This is a genomic window from Streptomyces sp. NBC_01474 (genome assembly GCF_035918215.1).
Taxonomy (GTDB): Bacteria; Actinomycetota; Actinomycetes; order Streptomycetales; family Streptomycetaceae; genus Streptomyces; species Streptomyces aureus.
The window spans coordinates 5,851,178-5,870,905 of the sequence record NZ_CP109449.1 but is presented as its reverse complement, the minus strand read 5'-3'; the positions used below and the strand labels follow the sequence as shown (position 1 = coordinate 5,870,905).

The window sequence follows — 19,728 nt, the reverse complement described above, 5'->3', positions numbered from 1 at the left end:
GGACCGACGCGGTGCACCGCGTGGGAGCATCGTGCCACTCCGAGTGGCCGCTCTGTGCACGAGTGCCCCCAATCCGCCCCGGATGGGCGGTTCGGGAGCACGGCATGATGGTCCGTATGCGTGCAGTGGTGCAGAGGGTGGACGGCGCGAGCGTCGTCGTGGACGAGGACAACCAGACGAAGACCGTCGGCGAGATCAAGGGCGAGGGGCTGTGCGTCCTCGTGGGGGTCACTCACGAGGACACCAAGGAGAAGGCCGCCCAACTGGCCCGCAAGCTCTGGTCCGTACGGATGCTCGCCGACGAGAAGTCGTGCAGCGACATCGACGCCCCGCTCCTGGTGATCAGCCAGTTCACGCTCTACGGGGACGCCCGTAAGGGCCGTCGCCCCACCTGGAACGCGGCGGCGCCGGGACCGGTGGCCGAGCCGCTGGTCGACGAGGTCGTGGCGCAGCTGCGCGCCCTGGGCGCGACCGTGGCGACGGGCCGGTTCGGGGCGAAGATGCGGGTGTCCCTGACGAACGACGGCCCGTTCACGGTGCTTCTGGAGATGTAGCCACGGCGTGGCTAGGGCTCGACGACGACTTCCTGCGCGGCCGCGGTCGTGTCCACGATGAGGTCGGCGTCCACCGGCACGTTCCGCTTCACCAGCGCGAGCGCGATCGGACCGAGTTCGTGGTGGCGTACCGACGTCGTGACGAAGCCCAGCTTGCGGCTCTCGGGGCCGTCGGACGCGAGACGGACCGGGGCGCCGTGCGGGGGCAGGTGCACCTCGCTGCCGTCCAGGTGCAGGAAGACGAGGCGGCGCGGGGGCTTGCCGAGGTTCTGCACGCGGGCGACGGTCTCCTGGCCGCGGTAGCAGCCCTTCTGGAGGTGGACGGCGGTGCCGATCCAGCCGAGCTCGTGCGGGATGGTGCGGTGGTCGGTCTCGAAGCCGAGGCGCGGCCGGTGGTTCTCCACGCGCAGCGCCTCGTGGGCGAGGAGCCCGATCGCGGGCCCGTTCTGCTCCGCGTACGCCTCCAGGTCGGCGCGCGGCAGGAACACGTCGCGGCCGTACGCCGTCTCGCGCACCGCGACACCGTCCGGGACCGGGGCGATGGAACCGGCCGGCAGCTGGACGAGGGCGAACTCCTCGGTGCGGTCGGCGACTTCGACCCGGTAGAAGAACTTCATCGACTCCAGGTAGGCGATCAGCTCCTCCTGCGTGCCGGGCTCGACGTGCGCCCACGTGGTGGTGCCGTCGTCGACGATGTAGAGGGCGTGCTCGATGTGGCCGTGGGCGGAGAGGACGAGCGCCTCGGTGGCCTGGCCGGCCGGGAGGTCGCTGACGTGCTGCGTGAGCAGCAGATGCAGCCACGCGAGCCGGTCGTCGCCGGTGACGGTGAGGACGCCGCGGTGGGAGAGGTCGACGAGGCCGTTGCCGTCGGCGAGGGTGCGCTGCTCGCGGAACAGGTCGCCGTAGTGCGCGGCGACGCCTTCGTCCACGCCCTCGGCGGGAACGGCGCCGGGCAGGGACAGGAGGGGGCTCTTCATGTTCACAGACACTACGACGAGCGCACCGGCCGGCTTATTCCTTGCCGGAGGGTCCGGCTTCCTTGGCGGCACAGTCGGCGCAGCGGCCGAAGATCGCGAAGTGCTTGAGGTCCGTGTCGAAGGCGAACGTGTCGCGGAGCTTCGCCGTGAACTCGGCGGCGACCTCGACGTCGGCCTCGATCACGTTCGTGCAGTCCCGGCACACCAGGTGGATGTGGTGGTGCCGGTCGGCGAGGTGGTACGTCGGCGCACCGTGCCCGAGGTGGGCATGGCTGACGAGCCGCAGCTCCTCGAGCAGCTCAAGGGTGCGGTAGACCGTCGAGATGTTGATCCCCGACGCCGTCTTGCGCACTTCGCAGAGGATGTCGTCGGGGGTCGCGTGCTCGAGGGTGTCGACAGCCTCGAGGACCAGCTGACGCTGGGGCGTCAGCCGGTAGCCGCGCTGCCGCAGGTCGCTCTTCCAGTCGGTGCTCACCACACCGCCGAGTGTAGGTCCACTTGCCGGGGACGGCTTCGGGACTGCTCGAAGAACGGGAACGGGAACGGGGCGGCTCGACGGGACTACTTGAAGAAGGCGATGCCGTCGTCGGGCAGGTCCGGGAGGTTGCGGGCCATCTCGGCCACCTCGTCCGGGGAGACGACCTTCTTCAGCTGGGCCGACATGTAGGGGCGCAGCTCGACCTCGGGGGTCTGCTTCTCGCCGACCCACATCAGATCGCTCTTCACATAGCCGTAGAGCCGCTTGCCACCGGTGTACGGGCCCGAGGCCGCGGTGCGCGCGACGGCGTCCGTGACCAGGTCGATCTGCGGCTTCTTGTCGGCGAGCTCGCCGTACCAGACCTCGACGACGCCGTCGTCACGGACCATGACGACCTCGACCTTGCGGTCCTTGTCGATCCGCCAGTACCCGGACTCGGACTCCAGGGGCTTCACCTTGTTGCCCTCGGAGTCGAGGATCCAGGTGTGCGAGTGGTACTCGAGGAAGTCCCGCCCGTCGTGGGTGAAGGAGGCCTCCTGCCCGAAGTTCGCCTTCTCGGCGCCGGGGAAGTCGGTGACACCCGCGCCCGCCCAGTTACCGAGGAGGAACACCAGGGGGACGAGGTCGGGGTGCAGGTCGGACGGGATCTCGATCATGGTCTGCGAAGCGTCTCTCTGGTGGGGGTCAGCGCTGGCCCTGGTACAGCTTCTTCACGGTCAGCCCGGCGAACGCGAGAACGCCGACGCAGACCAGGATGAGCAGAGCGGAGAAGAAGGCCTCAAGCACGGGGTGCTCCTCGGTGAGCGGTGGTCGGTACAGAGCCGGGCCCCACTTTAGTCGGGTGGGGCCCGGCTCTCTCGATGAGGTCACCCAAGCGGGGTGCGGGCGGTCAGCCGAGGAGCTGGCTCTGCAGGACGACGGTCTGCTGGAAGGTGATCCGGGGCGGCAGGGCCGCCTTCCCGGACTGGATCACCAGGGCGATGACGTCACCGGCCTCGATGTAGGCGTATCGCACGGCCGTCCTCCCGTACGGCTTCGCCTCCGTGAAGACGTTCCGCTTCGTGTACTGGACGTTGACCTTCTCCGCCCAGCCGCCGTACTCCTCGTCGGCGTACGGCGCGTCCGCCGGGGAGGCCACGTTGTCCGTCAGGTCGGCGTGGACGATCCGTGTGAAGGCCGCCGAGGTGAAGCGCAGCGCGTAGATCCGCGTGTGCGTTCCGTCGGGCGTGGTCCAGCCGCGGGCCGCTGTCTGCCGCAGCCCGTCGTCCTTGAGCTGCTGCCCCAGGTCCTGGCGCGCCTCCTTCTCGTACGCGTCGAGATACACGGACGTGGGCAGCCACCCGTCCTTCCCGGCCAGCGCCTTGTCGGGCGTGGCGCCCCGGGGCAGGGGCAGGACCAGCTTGCGCAGATCGGCGTAGTGGGTCTCGCTGTCGTTGCCGTCGGCGAAGGGGGCCGGGGAGCCGTCGGGCAGCGGGGGCTTCTCGATCGCCGGAAAGGTCCAGCGGCCGTCACTCTCGGTGGCCAGGCCGGGCAGATCGGTGCGCTTCTGCTCGGTGACGCCGTACGCGGTGGCCGCGCCGATCACGCCGAAGACGGCGACGGCGGCGGTCCAGCGCAGGACGGCGCGCAGGACGCGCCGGTCCTTGGGGGCGTGCGGGGCCTCCTCGGCAGGGACGCGACCCGGCTGCTGCGGGGAACCGGCGGCAACGGGGTCCTGCTGCTGCGGCTCCTCAGACTGCTGCGGCGTCTCGGCCTGCTGCAGTGTCTCGGCCTGCTGCGGCGTCTCTGCCAGTTGCCGCGTCTCTGCCAGTTGCGGCGTCGCGGCCTGCCGCGACTCTTCGGCCGGTTGCAGTGTCTCGCTCATACGAGCTGCCCTCCCTGCGACGTCAGGCGGTCGAGCTGCTGGGCGAGCAGGTCGGCGACCTCGGCGGTGTTGAGCGGCTTGGGGCCGTAACCGGTGGCGGTGACCAGGACGTCGTCCTCGTACGCGCTGCAGAGGACCATTGCGAGCTTGCCCTTGCTGTCCTTGGGCGCGAGGAAACAGTCGGCGTTGCGATGGCCCTTGACCTTCGGCCCCTTGGGGAACACGCCCACCGAGCGCAGGAACTCGCTGCGGAACTCCTTGAGCTCACGCCCGGCCCTGCGGTTCTGCATCTGGGCGAGCTGCATCTCGACGACGAGGGACTTCTTGTCGTCGTCGGCCGCGAATCCCATGGAGCCGCTCAGCTGGTAGCTGCGCATGGCCATGCCCCTGAGCTTCAGTTTGTCGATGGCCTTGTCCTGTGCCTCGCGCTGGCGGGAGGGCAGGTTGCGCGCGCCCCTCTTGAGGCGGGCGGCGGCTTCGCTGCCACCGAGGGTCTTGTCGTTGCCGTACTCGTCGATGTCCGGGCCCGGCCGGTAGGCCTTGGGGACCGGGAGCAGCCGGGCGCTGAGCCCCTGGGCCTTGGCCCGGCCGGGCTTCGCCTGCTTCTGCTCCTTCGGCTTCGCCCACACCTTGGTGGGCGCCGAGCGGTCGGCGGCGTTGACCTTCATGACGGTGAGGCCGGTGCCGGCCCCGACGGCGAGCACGACGGCGCAGGCCACCGCCACGGCGGGCCAGCGGCGGGCCGCACCCCCCGCGACGGGCGCGGGATCCGGGGCGACGGGGGCGGGATCCGGGGTGGGCCCGGGTTCGGGAAGCTGTGTGTCCAGGTCGCTCACAGTCGCTCCAACTGGCGCTTCGCGAGAGACATCACGGTCTTCTCGGGGATCGGCCTGGTGTCGTACAGCCGGATGTCCATGACGATGTCGCCACGGGCGGCGAGCGCCCTGGCCTGGTAGATCGGGAGGTAGCCGGCCTCGGTGTGCGGCTTGTCGTAGACGTAGACGCGCCCGTTGCCGCTGCCGGTGAGCGGCACCCCCTCGTTGCCCGCCCAGTCGCTGTCACCCATGTAGCTCTGCTGGCCGTCCAGGAACTTGCGCGAGCCGGAGTCGGTGTCGTCCCGGAACTGGATGAGCTGGACCTCCGTCGTGGACTGGCCGCGCCGCCAGGCCTCGATGGTGGCCCGGCGGAAGCCGCCCTCGGCGAGCTGCCCGAACATCCAGCGCGGATCCTTGAAGCGGTTCGCGAAGGCGTACTGGTTCATCCAGCCCTGCCGCGCGTCCGCCTTCTGCGTCCCGGCAGGCCTGGGCACGAGGAGCTTGCGCAGATCGCCGTCCTGGACCCGGGGCGCGACCTCGGGCCCCTCGCCCTTCGCGTTCGCGACCGTCGTCAGGGACAGCGACGGCAGCGCCGTCGGCTCCCGGTCCGCCTGTACGACGTAGCCGGTGCACACGCCCGCGACGGCGCCGAGCAGGGCGGCGCAGGCGATCAGCAGGGTGGTGCGGCCGCGGCGCCGCGGCCGCACCGGCACCGCGGGCCCGGACGGCTCCGGCGCCCCTTGCGGTGTTCGTTCGTCATCCAACGGGTCCCCCCACGGAACTCGAAGCGCGGATTCCGTATCCGCGCGCACAGGAGACCCACAGGCAACATCCCTGGTTGTACGGGAGTTGATTACGATTCAGCCATGGCGAACAAGCTCGTGATCAAGGTGACCGCGGGGGCCGATGCCCCCGAACGCTGCTCGCAGGCCTTCACGGTCGCGGCGGTGGCCGTGGCCAGCGGGGTGGAGGTCTCGCTCTGGCTGACCGGTGAGTCGTCGTGGTTCGCGCTGCCGGGCCGCGCCGCCGAGTTCGAGCTGCCGCACGCCGCGCCGCTGCCCGACCTGATCGAGTCGATCCTGGCGGCCGGGCGGATCACGTTGTGCACGCAGTGCGCGGCCCGCCGTGAGATCACGGAGAAGGACGTCATCGAGGGTGTCCGGATCGCCGGCGCGCAGGTCTTCGTGCAGGAGGCGATGACGGACGGGACGCAGGCGCTCGTCTATTGACGCGGCGCGGACCTACGCTTGAAGCATGTACTCGCGGCGTCGTCACCTGTACTTCGCCATGATGGGCCTCTGCATCGGCCTGTTCGTCCTGGCCTGGGCCGTCGTGCGCCTCTGGTCCGTGCCCGCCGCGGTGGCGATGTGCATCGTGGCGATGGTGATTCCGCCCGTCGCCGCGATCGTCGCCAACCGCCGCGGGCCCGACGACCGCTGGTGGGACGACCCCTCCGGCGACGCGAAGTCCGACGAGTGGTGGGACGAGCTGGACGGCAAGAAGCGCCCCCAGGACCCGTACGACCGCTAGGCCACCCAACGATCCCTAGGACCTGTAGGACCCCTAAGGTCCCTGGGAGCCCTAATACCCTTAAGACCCGTAAGACCCAGAGGCCCGCTAGACCCCCAGGTTGCGAGGCACCCCTAGGAGTTCTCGGCCCCCTCGTCCCTGCTGGCGCGGCGCATCGCGACGATCTCCGCGACCGTCTCCTGGGTCGGTGCGCGGGGAGCGGTCCTGGACCATGGTCACTCCGTTCCGTTCCGTCGTTCCGTTCCCGTGCAGGTCAGCGGACGGTGATCGTGTAGACGTAGTAGGCGACCTGGTCGTCCGACTTCGTCGGGGCCGCCGTGTGCGTGGCGGTCGGTACCGGGCTCGCGCTCACCTCCGCGGCGCTCCCGCACAGGCCGTGCGGGCAGAACAGCAGCTTCACCGTCGTCCTGCCGGCCGCGCGCCTCGAAGTCGAAGAACTGGGCACCGTCACCGCTGCCGAAAGGGTGACGAGGGCGGCGGCTGAAGCGGCCGCGGCACGCACAACGTTTCGCATTCGCACGGTGGGTCCAGTCCTGCTGGATGTAGACGCGGTTGACGTCGCCGTGGTGGGCCTCGGAGCAGCGGTCGTCGGCGGCGGACTCGAGATCACCGTTGATGACATCGTCCTCGCTGATCCAGGACGTGGTGCCCCGCGGGTTGTAGACCTGCAGCTTGCCGTTCTCCTGACGGTGATCATCAGGCTGTGGCCATGGCCGGTCCCCCGGTTTTCTTGAGTCCACGACCTCGACGCGCCTTCCGCACACGGAAGTTGGGTCAGGCCACAGCCTTCAAGAGAGCTGGCAGAACGCCGCCATGTACACGCCTTTCAGCACGGGCTCCGCACAAAGCCGAGGGACCGCACCTCGATTCCGTAGGCGTCCAACCCCCGGAGGTGCGGCCCCTCGGCCGTATCTGCGCCGCCGTCACACGGCGAGCCGTGTCAGACGGCGATGGCGACCTCGGAGAGACCACCGGTCTGGGCGACGACCGTGCGGTCCGCCGAGCCGCCGGGGACCAGGGCGCGCAGCGTCCACGTGCCCTCGGCCGCGTAGAAACGGAACTGGCCCGTCGCCGAGGTGGGGACCTCGGCCGTGAACTCGCCGGTCGAGTCCAGCAGGCGCACGTAACCGGTGACGGGCTCGCCGTCGCGGGTCACCTGGCCCTGGATGGTGGTCTCACCGGGCTTGATCGTCGAGGCGTCGGGGCCGCCGGCCTTCGCTCCACACATGTGTTTCTCCAAAAAGGTCGGTCAGGTCTGTCTGAGGGGTCCGGGAGGGTTACTTGTTGGCGCCGAGCTCGATCGGCACGCCGACGAGGGAGCCGTACTCGGTCCACGAGCCGTCGTAGTTCTTGACGTTGGCCTGGCCGAGCAGCTCGTGCAGGACGAACCACGTCAGGGCCGAGCGCTCACCGATACGGCAGTACGCGATGGTGTCCTTGGCCAGGTCGACCTGCTCGTCCTCGTAGAGGGCCTTGAGCTCGTCGTCCGACTTGAACGTGCCGTCGTCGTTGGCGTTCTTCGACCACGGGATGTTGCGGGCGGACGGGACGTGGCCCGGACGCTGCGACTGCTCCTGCGGGAGGTGCGCCGGGGCGAGGAGCTTGCCGGAGAACTCGTCGGGGGAGCGCACGTCGACGAGGTTCAGGCTGCCGATCGCGGCGATGACGTCGTCACGGAAGGCGCGGATCGAGGTGTCCTGGGCCTTGGCCTTGTACTCGGTGGCGGGGCGCTGGACGATCTCGGCGACGAGGTCGCGCGAGTCGAGCTCCCACTTCTTGCGGCCGCCGTCGAGGAGCTTGACGCTGTCGTGGCCGTAGAGCTTGAAGTACCAGTAGGCGTAGGACGCGAACCAGTTGTTGTTGCCGCCGTAGAGGACGACCGTGTCGTCGTTGGCGATGCCGCGCGAGGACAGGAGCTTCTCGAAGCCGGCCTGGTCGATGAAGTCGCGGCGGACCGGGTCCTGGAGGTCCTGCTGCCAGTCGACCTTGACGGCGTTCTTGATGTGGTTCTTGTCGTACGCCGAAGCGTCCTCGTCGACCTCGACGATGACGACCTTCGGGTTGTCGAGGTTCGCCTCGACCCAGTCGGCGTCTACCAGGACGTCGCTGCGGCTCATTGTTTCTCCTCCGGGGCAGTTGCGGCGGGGTGCGGGAGTGCGGGTGCGGTGCGGGCACGGTCCCTGCATGCGAACAGGGACGGCATTCGGCGCGCGCGGGGGAGGCCTCAAAGGGGCCTGGGGAAGCGGGAGTTGCCGTCCCGCTCAGGCGGTGCGACAGAGCATGGCGGCGACGCGGCACAGGTCTACTGCCCGCCGCTTCGTGAGATCCGCCTGTCGCTTCATGCCACCGATCGTAGGTACGCACGGGCGGCCGTGTCACCGGCGTGTCGCATCCTGAGACACGATCGTCCGCGATGCGAGACGCACGCGGCCCCGGAGCCTCTTCCTTCGGGCTCCGGGGCCGCTGCGGCTCCCCCGATTGCTGCTGTGCGGACGGCGTCGTCTCGCAGTGCGGACGCGCCGTTCCGGGTGCTACCCGACGAGGTCGAGTTTCGAACCCTTCACCGAGATCTCGACACCGTCCTTGACCGCCTCGACCCGGTCCAGCTTGATCCCGGCCGGCAGGTCGTCGATCGCCTGCTGGAAGTCGGTGACGGCGCGGATCCTGCCCTCGGCCAGGTCGAGCGCGCCGGCCTTGGGCAGGCTGTCGGCACGCGCCGAGACCTTGCCGTCGGTGACCTTGATCGAGCTGAGGACGGAGGGGTGCAGGGTGCCCAGTGCCGTGTGCACGGTGATCGCGACCTTGACCTTGTCGCCGCCGCCGTAGGAGAGGCCGTCGATCTGGGCCGTCACGCCCGGGGCGACCTGGGCGGCGTCCTGCTTCCTGACGGCCTTGAGCAGCTCGGCGTAGGAGATGCGGGCGGTGCCGGTGGCCGACTCGGCGGTGGCGGAACTGAAGCTGCTGTTGAACTCCACGCCGTGCATCTCGGCGTTCAGATCGGCGATCCGGATCGACTCGCCGCCGCTCTTCGCGTCGTAGTCCTTGATGCCGATCTCCACGTCGTCCAGCGTGCCGCCCGCGACCTGGGTCAGGAACGGGAAGCCCTTGATGGACACGTCGGGCGTGCCGGCCAGGCCCTCGCTGGTGCGCACGCGGTCGGCCGCCTCGCCCTCCGCGTAGTTCACCGCGACCCGGTCGGCGATGACGAACAGGCCGCCCAGGATCACGACGACGATCAGAAGTATCCGCAGAGCACGCATGGCCCGGTGCTTCCCCCCACCTGGACGACAGTTCCTGATCGCGAGAGTACGGGCCGGGCCCCCTCGAAGGGGGCCCGGCCCGATTCTTGTCGATCAGCTGTGACAGGCCGCATGCCCGCCGGACGCTCAGCCCACGACCCGCCCGAGCAGGTAGACGGCCGGGGCCGCGGCGGCCAGCGGCAGGGCCACGCCCGCCGTCATGTGCACGAAGCGGGACGGATAGTCGTAACTCGCGACGCGGTGGCCGATCAGCGCGCAGACACCGGCGCCGAGGCCGAGGAGCGCGCCCTTGGACCCCATGTCCGTCATACCCCCGGCCGCGATTCCGGCGCCCGCGGCGGCGAGGAGCGCGACGCCCACGGAGGCGGGCGTCGGCAGCGGGAGCGCCCGCGCGAGGACGGCGACGGCGACGGCCACGGCGCCGACGGTCACGGCGTCCGGGTCGGCCGCCAGGTGTCCGGTCGCGACGATGGCGAGCGCCGCCGAGGCGACCGTCGCCATCAGGCCGTACATGCGCTCGTCCGGTGCCGCGTGACTGCGGAGCTGGAGGACGAGGGTGAGCAGGACCCAGACCCCGAGGGTGCCGAGGATCGCGGCGGGCGCGTTCTCCCGGCCGGTGACGAGCAGCGCGGCGTCGGCGGCGAGGCCGCCCGCGAAGGCGAGCGCGATGCCCTGCCGGGCAGGCCACATGCCGTTGAGCCGGAACCAGCCGGCGGCCGTGACGGCCTGGAGCAGCACGAGCGGGACGAGCAGCGCGTACTGGCCCACCGCGGCGCCGCCCGCGAGCAGCAGCCCGAGCAGCGCGGTCAGCGCGGCGGGCTGCATCCCCGGCTCCATGATCGGCGACCGCCCCTCGGCACGGGCGCGCTGCGCGTCGGTGACCCGGGGGTTGCCGGTGACGGTGGCGGGCCCGTAAGCGGCGGCCTCCGGCTCGGCGACGGGCAGCGGCTGGGCTGCCGCCACCGTCCCGAAGACCTGCGTCTGCTGGTCGACTCCGGAGGCGTGGGAGGCCTGCCCGTACGCGGCCGGTTCGCCGTACGCGGCGTGCGCGGGCGGCGGCGTGGTCTGCCCGCCCGGCGTCCGCACCGCCGGCCCCTGCCCGTACGGCGCCTGCCCATAGTCGTAAGCCTGCTGGTCACCGCCGTAGACCTGCTGGTCGCCGTACGCCTGCTGCTCGCCGTACGCCTGCTGGTCGCGGTAGGCCTGCTGCTCGCCGTACGCCTGTTGGTCGCCACCGGTCTGGCTCGCCGGGCCCTGCCCGTACGCGGCCTGCCCGTGCGGGGCCTGGCCGGGCTCGAATCCCTGGGGCTGCGAGTACGTCGACTGGACCTGGGTGTCCCAGGTCTGGCCCTGCCACTGCTGCGTCTGCTGGGGCGGCTGCTGCTGCCCGTACTCGTCTTCGTACGGCTCGTTACTCATCGCGGTCACCCTCCTGCGAACGGTGGGAGCACCTCGACCGTGCCGCCCTCGGCAAGCCGTACCGTCTCATGCCCGCGCCTGCCGACGGGATCTCCGTCGATCAGGAACGAGGAACGCTGCAGGACGCGCACCAGGTCTCCGGGGTGTCGCGCACGCGCGCCGTCCAGCGCGTCGGCCAGCGTCTCGGCCTCGTACGGCTCCTCGGCGACACCGGCGGCCGCCTTGGCCGCGGCCCAGTAGCGGATGGTCCCGTTGGCCATGTGCGGCGTTCCTCCCATGCGGTCTGTCCATGCGGTCTATTCGGCGGTTGCCGTCGTCCATGATGCCGTGGCCCAGTCGCCGATCCGCGCGAGGAGCCCGTCGTCCGCCGCGTGCTCGGCGTGCCCCATGCCCGGTTCCAGCCACAGCTCGGCCCCGCCGGACGCGGCCGCGGCGAGCATCCGCGGGTGGTCGAGGGGGAAGTACGGATCCCGGTCGCCGTGCACGATCAGGAGCGGCGTCGGCGCGATCAGCGGCACGGACTCGACCGGCGAGAGCGGCACCGGGTCCCACTCGTGCGGGTGAATGCGGGTGCGGAGTCCGATACGGCCCACGATCCGGCCGGCGGGCCGCGTCACCAGCCAGTGCAGCCGCCGCATCGGCGCGGTCCCGCGGTAGTACCAGCGGGCCGGGGCACTCACCGCGACCACGGCGTCGGCGCGCGCTTCCGTGCGCCCCCTGTGCAACGCGGCGTGCCGCAGGACGACGGAACCGCCCATCGAGAAGCCGACGGTCACCACTTGTTCATGCCCGAGTGACCTCGCCCACTCCACGGCGGCCACCAGGTCGAGTACCTCCCGGTCACCGACGGTGGACCGCCCGCCCGACCGCCCGTGCCCGCGGAACGAGAACGTGACCACGGCGGCACGCTGCGCGAACATCCCCGCCGCCCGCCGGACGTGCGGCCGTTCCAGATCGCCCGTGAACCCGTGCGCGACCACGATCACCGGGCCGCCGGCGAGGCCCGGTCCGGGGTCGTGGGCGGCCTCGATCGGGACCCCGTCCCGCGTGCGCAGCATCACACGGCGTGAGCGGGCAGTGATCGGCTGCACAGAAGATCGTGCGTCTTGACCTGCCGGACCGGAACTCATGTGGGCTATTCTCCTAGGCAGAGGATCCGGGCAGCGAAGCCCCCGGGTCCTTTTGTGCTTTCGGACCGCGTTGTATACGAACGCCGGCCGCGAGGCGCACAGGGCCCCGGGGCGCGGGACCCGAAGCACCACGAAGCAGTACGAACAAGCAGTACGAAGCAGTGCCGTAAACGTCCTCGCAGGGACCGAGGAGGAACCGACGTTATGGGCGAGCGAAACGTGCACGACCGCAGGACGACCCAGGCAGGTGGGCCGCGATGAGTTCATTGCTGCTCCTCACGAATGCCCTTCAGCCGTCGACGGAGGTGCTCCCCGCTCTCGGCCTGCTGCTGCACAACGTGCGGGTCGCCCCCGCCGAGGGCCCGGCCCTCGTCGACACCCCCGGTGCCGACGTCATCCTCATCGACGGGCGCCGCGACCTCCCGCAGGTACGCAGCCTGTGCCAGCTCCTCCGCTCCACCGGGCCCGGCTGTCCGCTGGTCCTCGTCGTGACGGAGGGCGGCCTCGCGGCCGTCACCGCCGACTGGGGCATCGACGACGTACTTCTCGACACGGCGGGACCGGCCGAGGTCGAGGCGCGGCTGCGCCTCGCGATGGGCCGCCAGCAGATCGTCTCCGACGACTCCCCGATGGAGATCCGCAACGGCGACCTGTCGGTCGACGAGGCCACCTACAGCGCGAAGCTGAAGGGGCGGGTCCTCGACCTGACCTTCAAGGAGTTCGAGCTCCTCAAGTACCTCGCGCAGCACCCGGGCCGCGTCTTCACGCGTGCCCAGCTGCTGCAGGAGGTGTGGGGCTACGACTACTTCGGCGGCACCCGCACCGTGGACGTCCATGTGCGGCGCCTGCGCGCGAAGCTCGGGCCCGAGCACGAGTCGCTGATCGGCACCGTGCGCAACGTCGGCTACCGCTTCGTGACGCCGGAGAAGGTCGAGCGGGCGGCGGACGGGGCGAAGGCCAAGGCGGCGGCTCCGAGGCCGGACCACGCGGAGCACGCAGCACCGGCGGAGCCCGCTGCGCACACCGACAACACGGGCTCCGCGGCGGATTCCCGTGCCGGGCGGGAGCCGGCCGAGCAGCCCCGGGCGGGCGCTCACCAGGCCGCCGCCGGACGCCCTGCCCAGCGGTAGGTCCATCCGCGTAGACTCCGCGCGTGGCCAAGGTGACTCGGGATGATGTGGCGCGACTGGCGGGTACTTCGACCGCGGTCGTGAGCTACGTCATCAACAACGGACCTAGGCCGGTTGCCCCGGCCACGCGCGAGCGTGTACTCGCCGCGATCAAGGAACTGGGGTACCGGCCCGACCGGGTCGCCCAGGCCATGGCGTCGCGGCGCACCGACCTCATAGGCATGATCGTGCCGGACGCGCGCCAGCCGTTCTTCGCCGAGATGGCGCACGCCGTCGAACAGGCGGCGTCCGAGCGCGGAAAGATGGTCCTCGTCGGCAACTCCGACTACGTCGAGGAGCGCGAGGTCCACTATCTGCGGGCCTTCCTCGGCATGCGGGTGTCCGGCCTCATCCTCGTCAGCCACGGCCTGAACGATCTGGCCGCGGCCGAGATCGAGGCGTGGGACGCGCGCGTGGTCCTGCTGCACGAGCGCCCCGAGGCGATCGACGACGTCGCCGTCGTCATCGACGACGTCGGCGGCGCCCAGCTCGCCACCCGCCATCTGCTCGAGCACGGTCACCCGTACGTCGCCTGTGTCGGCGGCACCGCCGAGACGCCGTCCGTCGGCGACCCGGTCTCCGACCACGTCGAGGGCTGGCGCCGGGCCATGCACGAGGCGGGACTCTCCACCGAGGGGCGGCTGTTCGAGGCGCCGTACAACCGCTACGACGCCTACAAGATCGGGCTCGAGCTGCTCGCCGGGCCCCAGCGGCCGCCGGCGATCTTCTGCTCCACGGACGACCAGGCCTTCGGCATCCTGCGGGCCGCGCGCGAGCTGCGGATCGAGGTGCCGGGCGAGCTGGCCGTCGCCGGGTTCGACGACGTGAAGGAGGCGGGTCTGACGGATCCGCCGCTGACGACGGTCGCGTCCGACCGCTCGGCGATGGCGCGCTCCGCCGTCGACCTCGTCCTCGACGACTCGCTGCGCGTCGCCGGGTCCCGGCGTGAGCGCCTGAAGGTGTTCCCCTCGCGGCTGGTCGTCCGCCAGTCCTGCGGCTGCCCCTGACCTCACACGACCGCGCGCCGGCCCGAAAACACCGGACCGGCGCGCGTGCTGTGTTCCGGGTCGCTCAGAACATCAGGTTGTACTGGTTGAACCCGGTGCCCAGGCTCTTGCGGGCGCCGAAGACGTCGGCGGACGCCTTGTTGGTGCCCGGGTAGAGCCAGAGCGTGCCGCCCGAGTCACGGGCCATGACGTCGGCGATACCGTCGCCGGTCACGTCGCCGCTCGTCACGTACGAGGTGAAGTTCCAGCCCGTACGCGCCTGGATGCGCGCGGCGAACGGGGTCTTCTCGACCTGCGTGCCCCGGTAGAGGTACAGGACGCCGGAGCTGTTGCGGACCAGGAGGTCGGCCTTGCCGTCGCCGGTCAGGTCGCCGCGGCCGAAGATCTTGACGCCCTTCCAGGCCTTGTCGACGATCTTGACCTTGCCGTAGAACTCGCCGTTGCCCTTGCCCGGGTAGAGGTACGTCGAGCCGTCGGCGTCCACCGCCACCAGGTCGGGGCGGGAGTCACCGGTCATGTCGCCGGGGACGGCGTACGACTTGTAGCCGCCCCACACCGAGGTGATCTGCATCCACTCGAAGGCGTCCGACGCGTGGTTGTAGTAGCTGCGGTACAGCTTGCCGTCGGTGCTGTCGCGCATGATCAGGTCCTGGAAGAAGTCCCGGTCCAGGTCGGCCTGGAGGGCCCAGCTCGCGGTCTGCCAGCCGGCGCTCTGGTAGGCGCGCGTGGCGAGCGACGTGCCCTTGCTGTCCTGCTCGAACAGGCCCCCGGAGGGGGTGCGCGCCAGCAGGTCGGCCCGGCCGTCGAAGCTCAGGTCCGTGTCGTCGATGCGCGGCTGGGCCGCCCAGACGTACGAGGACACCTTGGTGAAGACGGGGTAGGCGCCCTTCGCGGTGCAGCCGGAGACGCCCCACGAGACGATGCCGACGACGCGGCCGCCGACGACCACCGGACCGCCGGAGTCACCGCTGCAGGTGCTCTTGGTGCCCTCGTCGGTGCCCGTCGCCGGGGTGCCCGCGCAGAACATCGAGCCCTCGACGAAGTCGTCCTCGCCGAGGACGGACTGCATCGCGGTGTTGCAGGTGGAGTCGGAGACCAGCGGCAGGGTCACCTTGCGCAGGGTCGCCGACAGGTCGGCGTCCTGCGCGCCCGAGGTCAGGCCCCAGCCGTAGACGGTGGCGGAGGTGCCGGCCTTGTAGGACGCGGTGTCGTTGCTCTGGACCAGCTTCGTCCACTGGTCCTCCAGCGGACGGTCCAGGGTGAGGACCGCGATGTCGTTCTGGATGGTCGCGTCGTTGTACCGCGGGTGGTTCCACTGGCGCCAGACGCCCGCGACGGTGCCGTTGGCGCTGTCGAGCAGGCCGGTGGCGCCGGCCACGACCGCGCCGTTGTTCACCCAGTCCAGACCGGCGACGCAGTGGGCCGCGGTGAGGACCTTGTTCGGGGCGACGAGGGTGCCCCCGCAGAAGTAGCCGTCGCCGGACGCGGGGTCGTAGTACGAGAGCTGGACCATCCACGGCGCGGAGGAGATCGACGTCTCGGTGCCGCCGATGATGAACGGCGTCTTCTTGGGCTTCGTCTCCGGGGTCGCCCGGGTCTTCGCGGCCTCGACGACCCGCTTGCGCAGTTCGGCGTCGGAGGCGGAAGGGGCCGGATTCGCGGTGCGGGCGATGCTCGCGTCGGGCAGTCCGGGCGGATCGTCGGCCGCGGTGGCGGGGTGCGCCACGAGGGCGCCGGCGCAGCTCAGCGCCAGCGCGAGAGCGGCCGTGGACAGCGCCGTGACGGGGCGTCTCCAGCGGTCGCGCAGGGCAGGTATCACTCAGGGCTCCTGGTGTGAAGAGTGGCTTCAGGGCCCGAGAAGAGGCATACGGCGCGCACCACGGCAGGTACCGGACACCGAGCGGACAAGACATCGGATTCGGGCTCGGACCCGGGCACCACCGCAGACCCCCCTCCGGCGCACGGATCGTAGATCCCACGGGCCCCTCGGCACACGGCCTTCACAGCAGGCAGGTGAGAGTTGTTCCGGCGCCCTCCCGCATCTCACCCTCAGTCAACCCGCCGTTTTCCGGGGCGTCTTTATTTCGGGCAAACAGGGTTCTCGCGGGACTCTCAGGGCACGCTCAGGTGGCTCTCATGAACGCGGTTCAGGCTTGCTGCCATGACCGAGAGCTTCCGCCGAAGCGGCGAGTACCCCCAGGGCCAGCAGCAGCACTCGCAGTCCTCGTATCCGGGGACCCCCGAGGCGGGCGGCGCCTTTCCGCCCCCGCCCGCCTACGACCCGCCGCAGCCGGTGAACGCCGCCCCGGGTTCGGCGATGTGGCCCGCTCCCACACCGGAGGGCTCCCCCGCGCCGCCCGCCCCGCCCGCACACCGGCGGCGGGTCAGGGGTCCGCTCGGGCTGCTCGCCGCGGTCGCCATCGCCGCCGCGGCCGTCGGCGGCGGCACCGCCTACGCCTTCCAGGAGCTGACCGGCAAGCAGTCCACCTCCGCCTCCGCCGGCACGGCCGTCGTGCCCACCAGCCGGAAGGGCACCGTCTCCGGTGTCGCCGAGGCCGTCAGCCCCGCCATCGTGGAGATCAACGCGACCTCGAACGCGGGCAGCTCCACCGGCTCCGGCGTCGTCATCACGAGCGACGGCGAGATCGTCACCAACAACCACGTCGTCTCCGGCGCCTCGACGGTCAAGGTACGGACGAGCGACGGCAAGACCTACACCGCCGAGGTCGTCGGCACCGACGCCAAGAAGGACCTCGCCCTCATCAAGCTGAAGAACGCGTCCGGCCTCAAAACCGCGTCCCTCGGCGACTCCGACAACGTCAAGGTCGGCGACGAGGTCGTCGCCATCGGCTCCCCCGAGGGCCTGACCGGCACCGTCACCAGCGGCATCGTCTCCGCGCTCGACCGCGACGTCACCGTCTCCACGGACGAGGAACAGCAGCAGCAACAGGGCGGCGGCAGCGACGGCCGGTGGCCGTTCGAGTTCGGCGGGCAGCAGTTCAACGGCGACACGGGCTCGTCGAAGACGACGTACAAGGCCATCCAGACCGACGCGTCCCTCAACCCCGGCAACTCCGGCGGCGCCCTCATCGACATGAACGGCAACATCATCGGCATCAACTCCGCGATGTACTCGGCCAGTTCTGACAGCGGGTCGGGCTCGTCGAGCGCGGGCAGCGTCGGACTCGGCTTCGCCATCCCCGTCAACACCGTCAAGGCCGACCTCGACGCGCTGCGCAGCGGCAGCTGACCCCGGCCGCGCACCGCCGCGCCGCACGCACCCGTAGCGCCACCGTGCGAGGCTGATACCGGCCCCCCACCACCGTCCGCACCCCCGAGGAAGCCCGCCCATGAGTCCCGCCGAAGGCGACCGCGAACCCCAGCGCATTCTCATCGTCGACGACGAACCCGCCGTCCGCGAGGCGCTGCGGCGCAGTCTCGCCTTCGAGGGGTACGGCACGGAGGTCGCGGTCGACGGCGCGGACGCGCTCGACAAGGCGGCCGCGTACCAGCCCGACCTGGTCGTCCTCGACATCCAGATGCCGCGCATGGACGGCCTCACGGCCGCCCGGCGACTGCGGGCCGGCGGGTCCAGGACGCCGATCCTGATGCTCACGGCCCGCGACACCGTCGGCGACCGCGTGACCGGGCTCGACGCGGGCGCCGACGACTACCTGGTCAAGCCCTTCGAGCTGGACGAACTGTTCGCGCGGGTACGGGCGCTGCTGCGGCGCAGCGCCTACGCCTCCGCGGCGGGCCCGGCGGACGACGCGGGTGACGTCCTGTCCTTCGCGGACCTGCGGATGGATCTCGCGACCCGCGAGGTCACGCGCGGCGCGCGCACCGTCGAACTGACCCGCACGGAGTTCACGCTCCTGGAGATGTTCCTGGCCCACCCGCGCCAGGTCCTCACCCGCGAGCAGATCCTCAAGGCGGTGTGGGGCTTCGACTTCGAGCCCAGCTCCAACTCCCTGGACGTGTACGTGATGTATCTGCGGCGGAAGACGGAGGCGGGCGGCGAGCCGAGGCTGGTTCATACCGTGCGGGGTGTGGGGTACGTGCTGCGGGCCGGGGGCGCGGAGTGATCAGGCGGGTCCGTGCGCTTCCCCTGCGGTCGCGGCTCGCGCTGCTCGTCGCGGTGGCGGTGGCCGTCGCGGTGGCCGCGGTCTCGGTCACGTGCTGGGTGATCGTGCGGGGGAAGCTGTACGCGGAGGTGGACGACCAGCTGCACTCGACGGACAAGACGCTCCAGCCCGGCGAGGTCAACAACCTCCTGCAGAACTGCCGTCAACGGCCCAGCGCCCGTCCGAACGCCCTGCGGAGCACGTCCTACGCCCAGCTGATCAAGGCGGACGGCACCCCCTGCGTCTTCGACAATTCCAGCGGCACGGTGGAGGTGACCAGCAGCGACAAGGCCGTGGCCCGAAACCCGAACCCGGGCGTCGAGACCTACCGCAACGGCACGGACACCGACGGCAAGCCCGTCCGGGTGGTGACCGTCCCCGTCGTGCTCGGCGGCCCCGGTCAGCCGGTGATCGCCGGAACGGCGCTGCTCGTCGCCCTCCCCCTCGAGGACACCCGGTCCACGCTCAACGAACTCGCCCTGGTCCTCCTCCTCGTCTCCGGAATCGGAGTCGTGGGCGCCGGCGCCGCGGGCCTGTGGGTCGCCCGGTCCGGACTCCGCCCCGTCGACGAACTCACCGACACCGTCGAACACGTGGCCCGTACCGAAGACCTCACCGTCCGCATCCCCGTGGAGGGCGACGACGAGATCGCACGCCTCTCCGCGTCCTTCAACTCCATGACCGCCTCTCTCGCCTCGTCGCGTGACCTCCAGCGGCAGCTCATCGCCGACGCCGGGCACGAGCTGCGCACCCCCCTCACGTCCATGCGCACCAACATCGAGCTGCTCACCCGCAGCGACGAGACCGGCCGGGCGATCCCGCCGGACGACCGCAAGGCGCTGATGGCCTCACTGAAGGCCCAGATGACCGAACTGGCAGCGCTCATCGGGGACTTGCAGGAACTGTCCCGTACGGGCCTGGCCGGCGGGGACGACCCGCTCAAGGTCGTCTCGCTGCACGACACGGTCCGCACCGCGATCGAGCGGGCCCGGCTGCGCGGCCCCGAGCTGACGATCACGTCCGAGCTCGCCCCCTGGTACGTACGGGCCGAGCCCGCCGCCCTGGAGCGCGCGATCGTCAATCTGCTCGACAACGCCGTCAAGTTCAGCCCGCCGGAAGGAACCCTCGAGGTCCACCTCATGCGCGGCCGGCTGACCGTGCGCGATCACGGTCCCGGCATCCCGGCGGATGAACTCCCGTACGTCTTCGACCGGTTCTGGCGTTCGCCGACGGCGCGGGCACTGCCGGGGTCGGGCCTCGGCCTGTCGATCGTGGCCCGCACGGTCGAGAGCTACGGCGGCACCGTCGAGCTCGGGGCCGCGGAGGGCGGCGGCACGGTCGCGACGGTGCAACTGCCGGGCGCGCCCACACCTCCGCCGGAGGTCCCCGAAGGGGCCTAGG

23 protein-coding genes are annotated in these 19,728 nt (G+C 70.9%); 8 read left to right on the top strand and 15 right to left on the bottom strand.

Annotated features, from left to right (window positions below; genetic code table 11):
* Window positions 1-116: 116 nt before the first annotated feature.
* Window positions 117-554, top strand: a complete 438-nt coding sequence (dtd, locus tag OG758_RS26970; protein WP_326712318.1) for a D-aminoacyl-tRNA deacylase — start codon at window positions 117-119, stop codon at window positions 552-554.
* Window positions 555-565: 11 nt separating this feature from the next.
* Here the strand turns inward: dtd and ygfZ are convergent, their stop codons facing one another.
* From ygfZ to OG758_RS26940, 6 genes are all read right to left on the bottom strand, one after another.
* Window positions 566-1,531 (bottom strand): CAF17-like 4Fe-4S cluster assembly/insertion protein YgfZ, encoded by a 966-nt coding sequence (ygfZ, locus tag OG758_RS26965; protein ID WP_326712317.1) that lies wholly within the window; start codon window positions 1,529-1,531, stop codon window positions 566-568.
* Between the two features lie 34 nt (window positions 1,532-1,565).
* Window positions 1,566-2,009 (bottom strand): Fur family transcriptional regulator, encoded by a 444-nt coding sequence (locus OG758_RS26960; protein WP_326712316.1) that lies wholly within the window; start codon window positions 2,007-2,009, stop codon window positions 1,566-1,568.
* An 83-nt stretch (window positions 2,010-2,092) separates the two neighbouring features.
* Window positions 2,093-2,665: an FABP family protein gene (locus OG758_RS26955; protein WP_326712315.1), complete on the bottom strand. Its 573-nt coding sequence runs from the start codon at window positions 2,663-2,665 to the stop codon at window positions 2,093-2,095.
* A 233-nt stretch (window positions 2,666-2,898) separates the two neighbouring features.
* Entirely contained in the window at window positions 2,899-3,873 is a 975-nt protein-coding gene (locus tag OG758_RS26950) for a hypothetical protein (protein ID WP_326712314.1), read from the bottom strand.
* Window positions 3,870-4,709, bottom strand: coding sequence for a hypothetical protein (locus OG758_RS26945; protein WP_326712313.1), 840 nt, complete (start codon window positions 4,707-4,709; stop codon window positions 3,870-3,872). The genes OG758_RS26950 and OG758_RS26945 overlap by 4 nt, the downstream gene beginning before the upstream one ends.
* Entirely contained in the window at window positions 4,706-5,452 is a 747-nt protein-coding gene (locus OG758_RS26940) for a hypothetical protein (protein ID WP_326712312.1), read from the bottom strand. The genes OG758_RS26945 and OG758_RS26940 overlap by 4 nt, the downstream gene beginning before the upstream one ends.
* Window positions 5,453-5,554: 102 nt before the next feature.
* Between OG758_RS26940 and OG758_RS26935 the strand changes: the two genes are divergently transcribed.
* Entirely contained in the window at window positions 5,555-5,917 is a 363-nt protein-coding gene (locus tag OG758_RS26935; RefSeq protein ID WP_100595624.1) for a DsrE family protein, read from the top strand.
* Between the two features lie 25 nt (window positions 5,918-5,942).
* On the top strand, window positions 5,943-6,218 hold the full coding sequence (locus OG758_RS26930; RefSeq protein ID WP_326712311.1) for a DUF3099 domain-containing protein: 276 nt from the start codon (window positions 5,943-5,945) through the stop codon (window positions 6,216-6,218).
* A 253-nt stretch (window positions 6,219-6,471) separates the two neighbouring features.
* On the opposite strand, the gene OG758_RS26925 is transcribed toward OG758_RS26930, so the two are convergent.
* The 8 genes from OG758_RS26925 to OG758_RS26895 form a co-directional block, all read right to left on the bottom strand.
* On the bottom strand, window positions 6,472-6,732 hold the full coding sequence (locus OG758_RS26925; protein WP_326712310.1) for a hypothetical protein: 261 nt from the start codon (window positions 6,730-6,732) through the stop codon (window positions 6,472-6,474).
* A gap of 426 nt (window positions 6,733-7,158) precedes the next feature.
* On the bottom strand, window positions 7,159-7,446 hold the full coding sequence (locus OG758_RS26920) for a DUF1416 domain-containing protein (RefSeq protein ID WP_100595620.1): 288 nt from the start codon (window positions 7,444-7,446) through the stop codon (window positions 7,159-7,161).
* Between the two features lie 49 nt (window positions 7,447-7,495).
* A complete protein-coding gene (locus OG758_RS26915; protein ID WP_326712309.1) occupies window positions 7,496-8,335 on the bottom strand; it encodes a sulfurtransferase in 840 nt (279 codons plus the stop codon).
* A 144-nt stretch (window positions 8,336-8,479) separates the two neighbouring features.
* Complete coding sequence (locus tag OG758_RS49105; RefSeq protein WP_351257108.1) at window positions 8,480-8,560, bottom strand: putative leader peptide; 81 nt, start codon at window positions 8,558-8,560, stop codon at window positions 8,480-8,482.
* A 189-nt stretch (window positions 8,561-8,749) separates the two neighbouring features.
* Window positions 8,750-9,478: an LmeA family phospholipid-binding protein gene (locus OG758_RS26910; protein ID WP_326712308.1), complete on the bottom strand. Its 729-nt coding sequence runs from the start codon at window positions 9,476-9,478 to the stop codon at window positions 8,750-8,752.
* 126 nt (window positions 9,479-9,604) lie between these two features.
* Entirely contained in the window at window positions 9,605-10,897 is a 1,293-nt protein-coding gene (locus OG758_RS26905; RefSeq protein WP_326712307.1) for a hypothetical protein, read from the bottom strand.
* Between the two features lie 5 nt (window positions 10,898-10,902).
* Window positions 10,903-11,157, bottom strand: a complete 255-nt coding sequence (locus OG758_RS26900) for a MoaD/ThiS family protein (protein WP_326712306.1) — start codon at window positions 11,155-11,157, stop codon at window positions 10,903-10,905.
* A gap of 36 nt (window positions 11,158-11,193) precedes the next feature.
* Window positions 11,194-12,027 carry an alpha/beta hydrolase gene (locus OG758_RS26895; protein WP_326712305.1) on the bottom strand — a complete coding sequence of 278 codons (834 nt, stop codon included), beginning with the start codon at window positions 12,025-12,027 and terminating at the stop codon, window positions 11,194-11,196.
* Between the two features lie 257 nt (window positions 12,028-12,284).
* On the opposite strand from OG758_RS26895, the gene OG758_RS26890 reads away from it, so the two are divergent.
* Window positions 12,285-13,157 (top strand): response regulator transcription factor, encoded by an 873-nt coding sequence (locus OG758_RS26890; protein ID WP_326712304.1) that lies wholly within the window; start codon window positions 12,285-12,287, stop codon window positions 13,155-13,157.
* A gap of 23 nt (window positions 13,158-13,180) precedes the next feature.
* A complete protein-coding gene (locus tag OG758_RS26885; RefSeq protein ID WP_266562700.1) occupies window positions 13,181-14,203 on the top strand; it encodes a LacI family DNA-binding transcriptional regulator in 1,023 nt (340 codons plus the stop codon).
* A gap of 64 nt (window positions 14,204-14,267) precedes the next feature.
* Here the strand turns inward: OG758_RS26885 and OG758_RS26880 are convergent, their stop codons facing one another.
* Entirely contained in the window at window positions 14,268-16,022 is a 1,755-nt protein-coding gene (locus tag OG758_RS26880; protein WP_326712303.1) for a trypsin-like serine protease, read from the bottom strand.
* Window positions 16,023-16,364: 342 nt separating this feature from the next.
* On the opposite strand from OG758_RS26880, the gene OG758_RS26875 reads away from it, so the two are divergent.
* From OG758_RS26875 to OG758_RS26865, 3 genes are all read left to right on the top strand, one after another.
* Window positions 16,365-17,453: a S1C family serine protease gene (locus tag OG758_RS26875; protein WP_326712302.1), complete on the top strand. Its 1,089-nt coding sequence runs from the start codon at window positions 16,365-16,367 to the stop codon at window positions 17,451-17,453.
* 100 nt (window positions 17,454-17,553) lie between these two features.
* Window positions 17,554-18,288 carry a response regulator transcription factor gene (locus OG758_RS26870; RefSeq protein ID WP_266562694.1) on the top strand — a complete coding sequence of 245 codons (735 nt, stop codon included), beginning with the start codon at window positions 17,554-17,556 and terminating at the stop codon, window positions 18,286-18,288.
* On the top strand, window positions 18,285-19,727 hold the full coding sequence (locus tag OG758_RS26865) for a HAMP domain-containing sensor histidine kinase (RefSeq protein ID WP_326712301.1): 1,443 nt from the start codon (window positions 18,285-18,287) through the stop codon (window positions 19,725-19,727). The genes OG758_RS26870 and OG758_RS26865 overlap by 4 nt, the downstream gene beginning before the upstream one ends.
* Window position 19,728 lies beyond the last annotated feature (1 nt).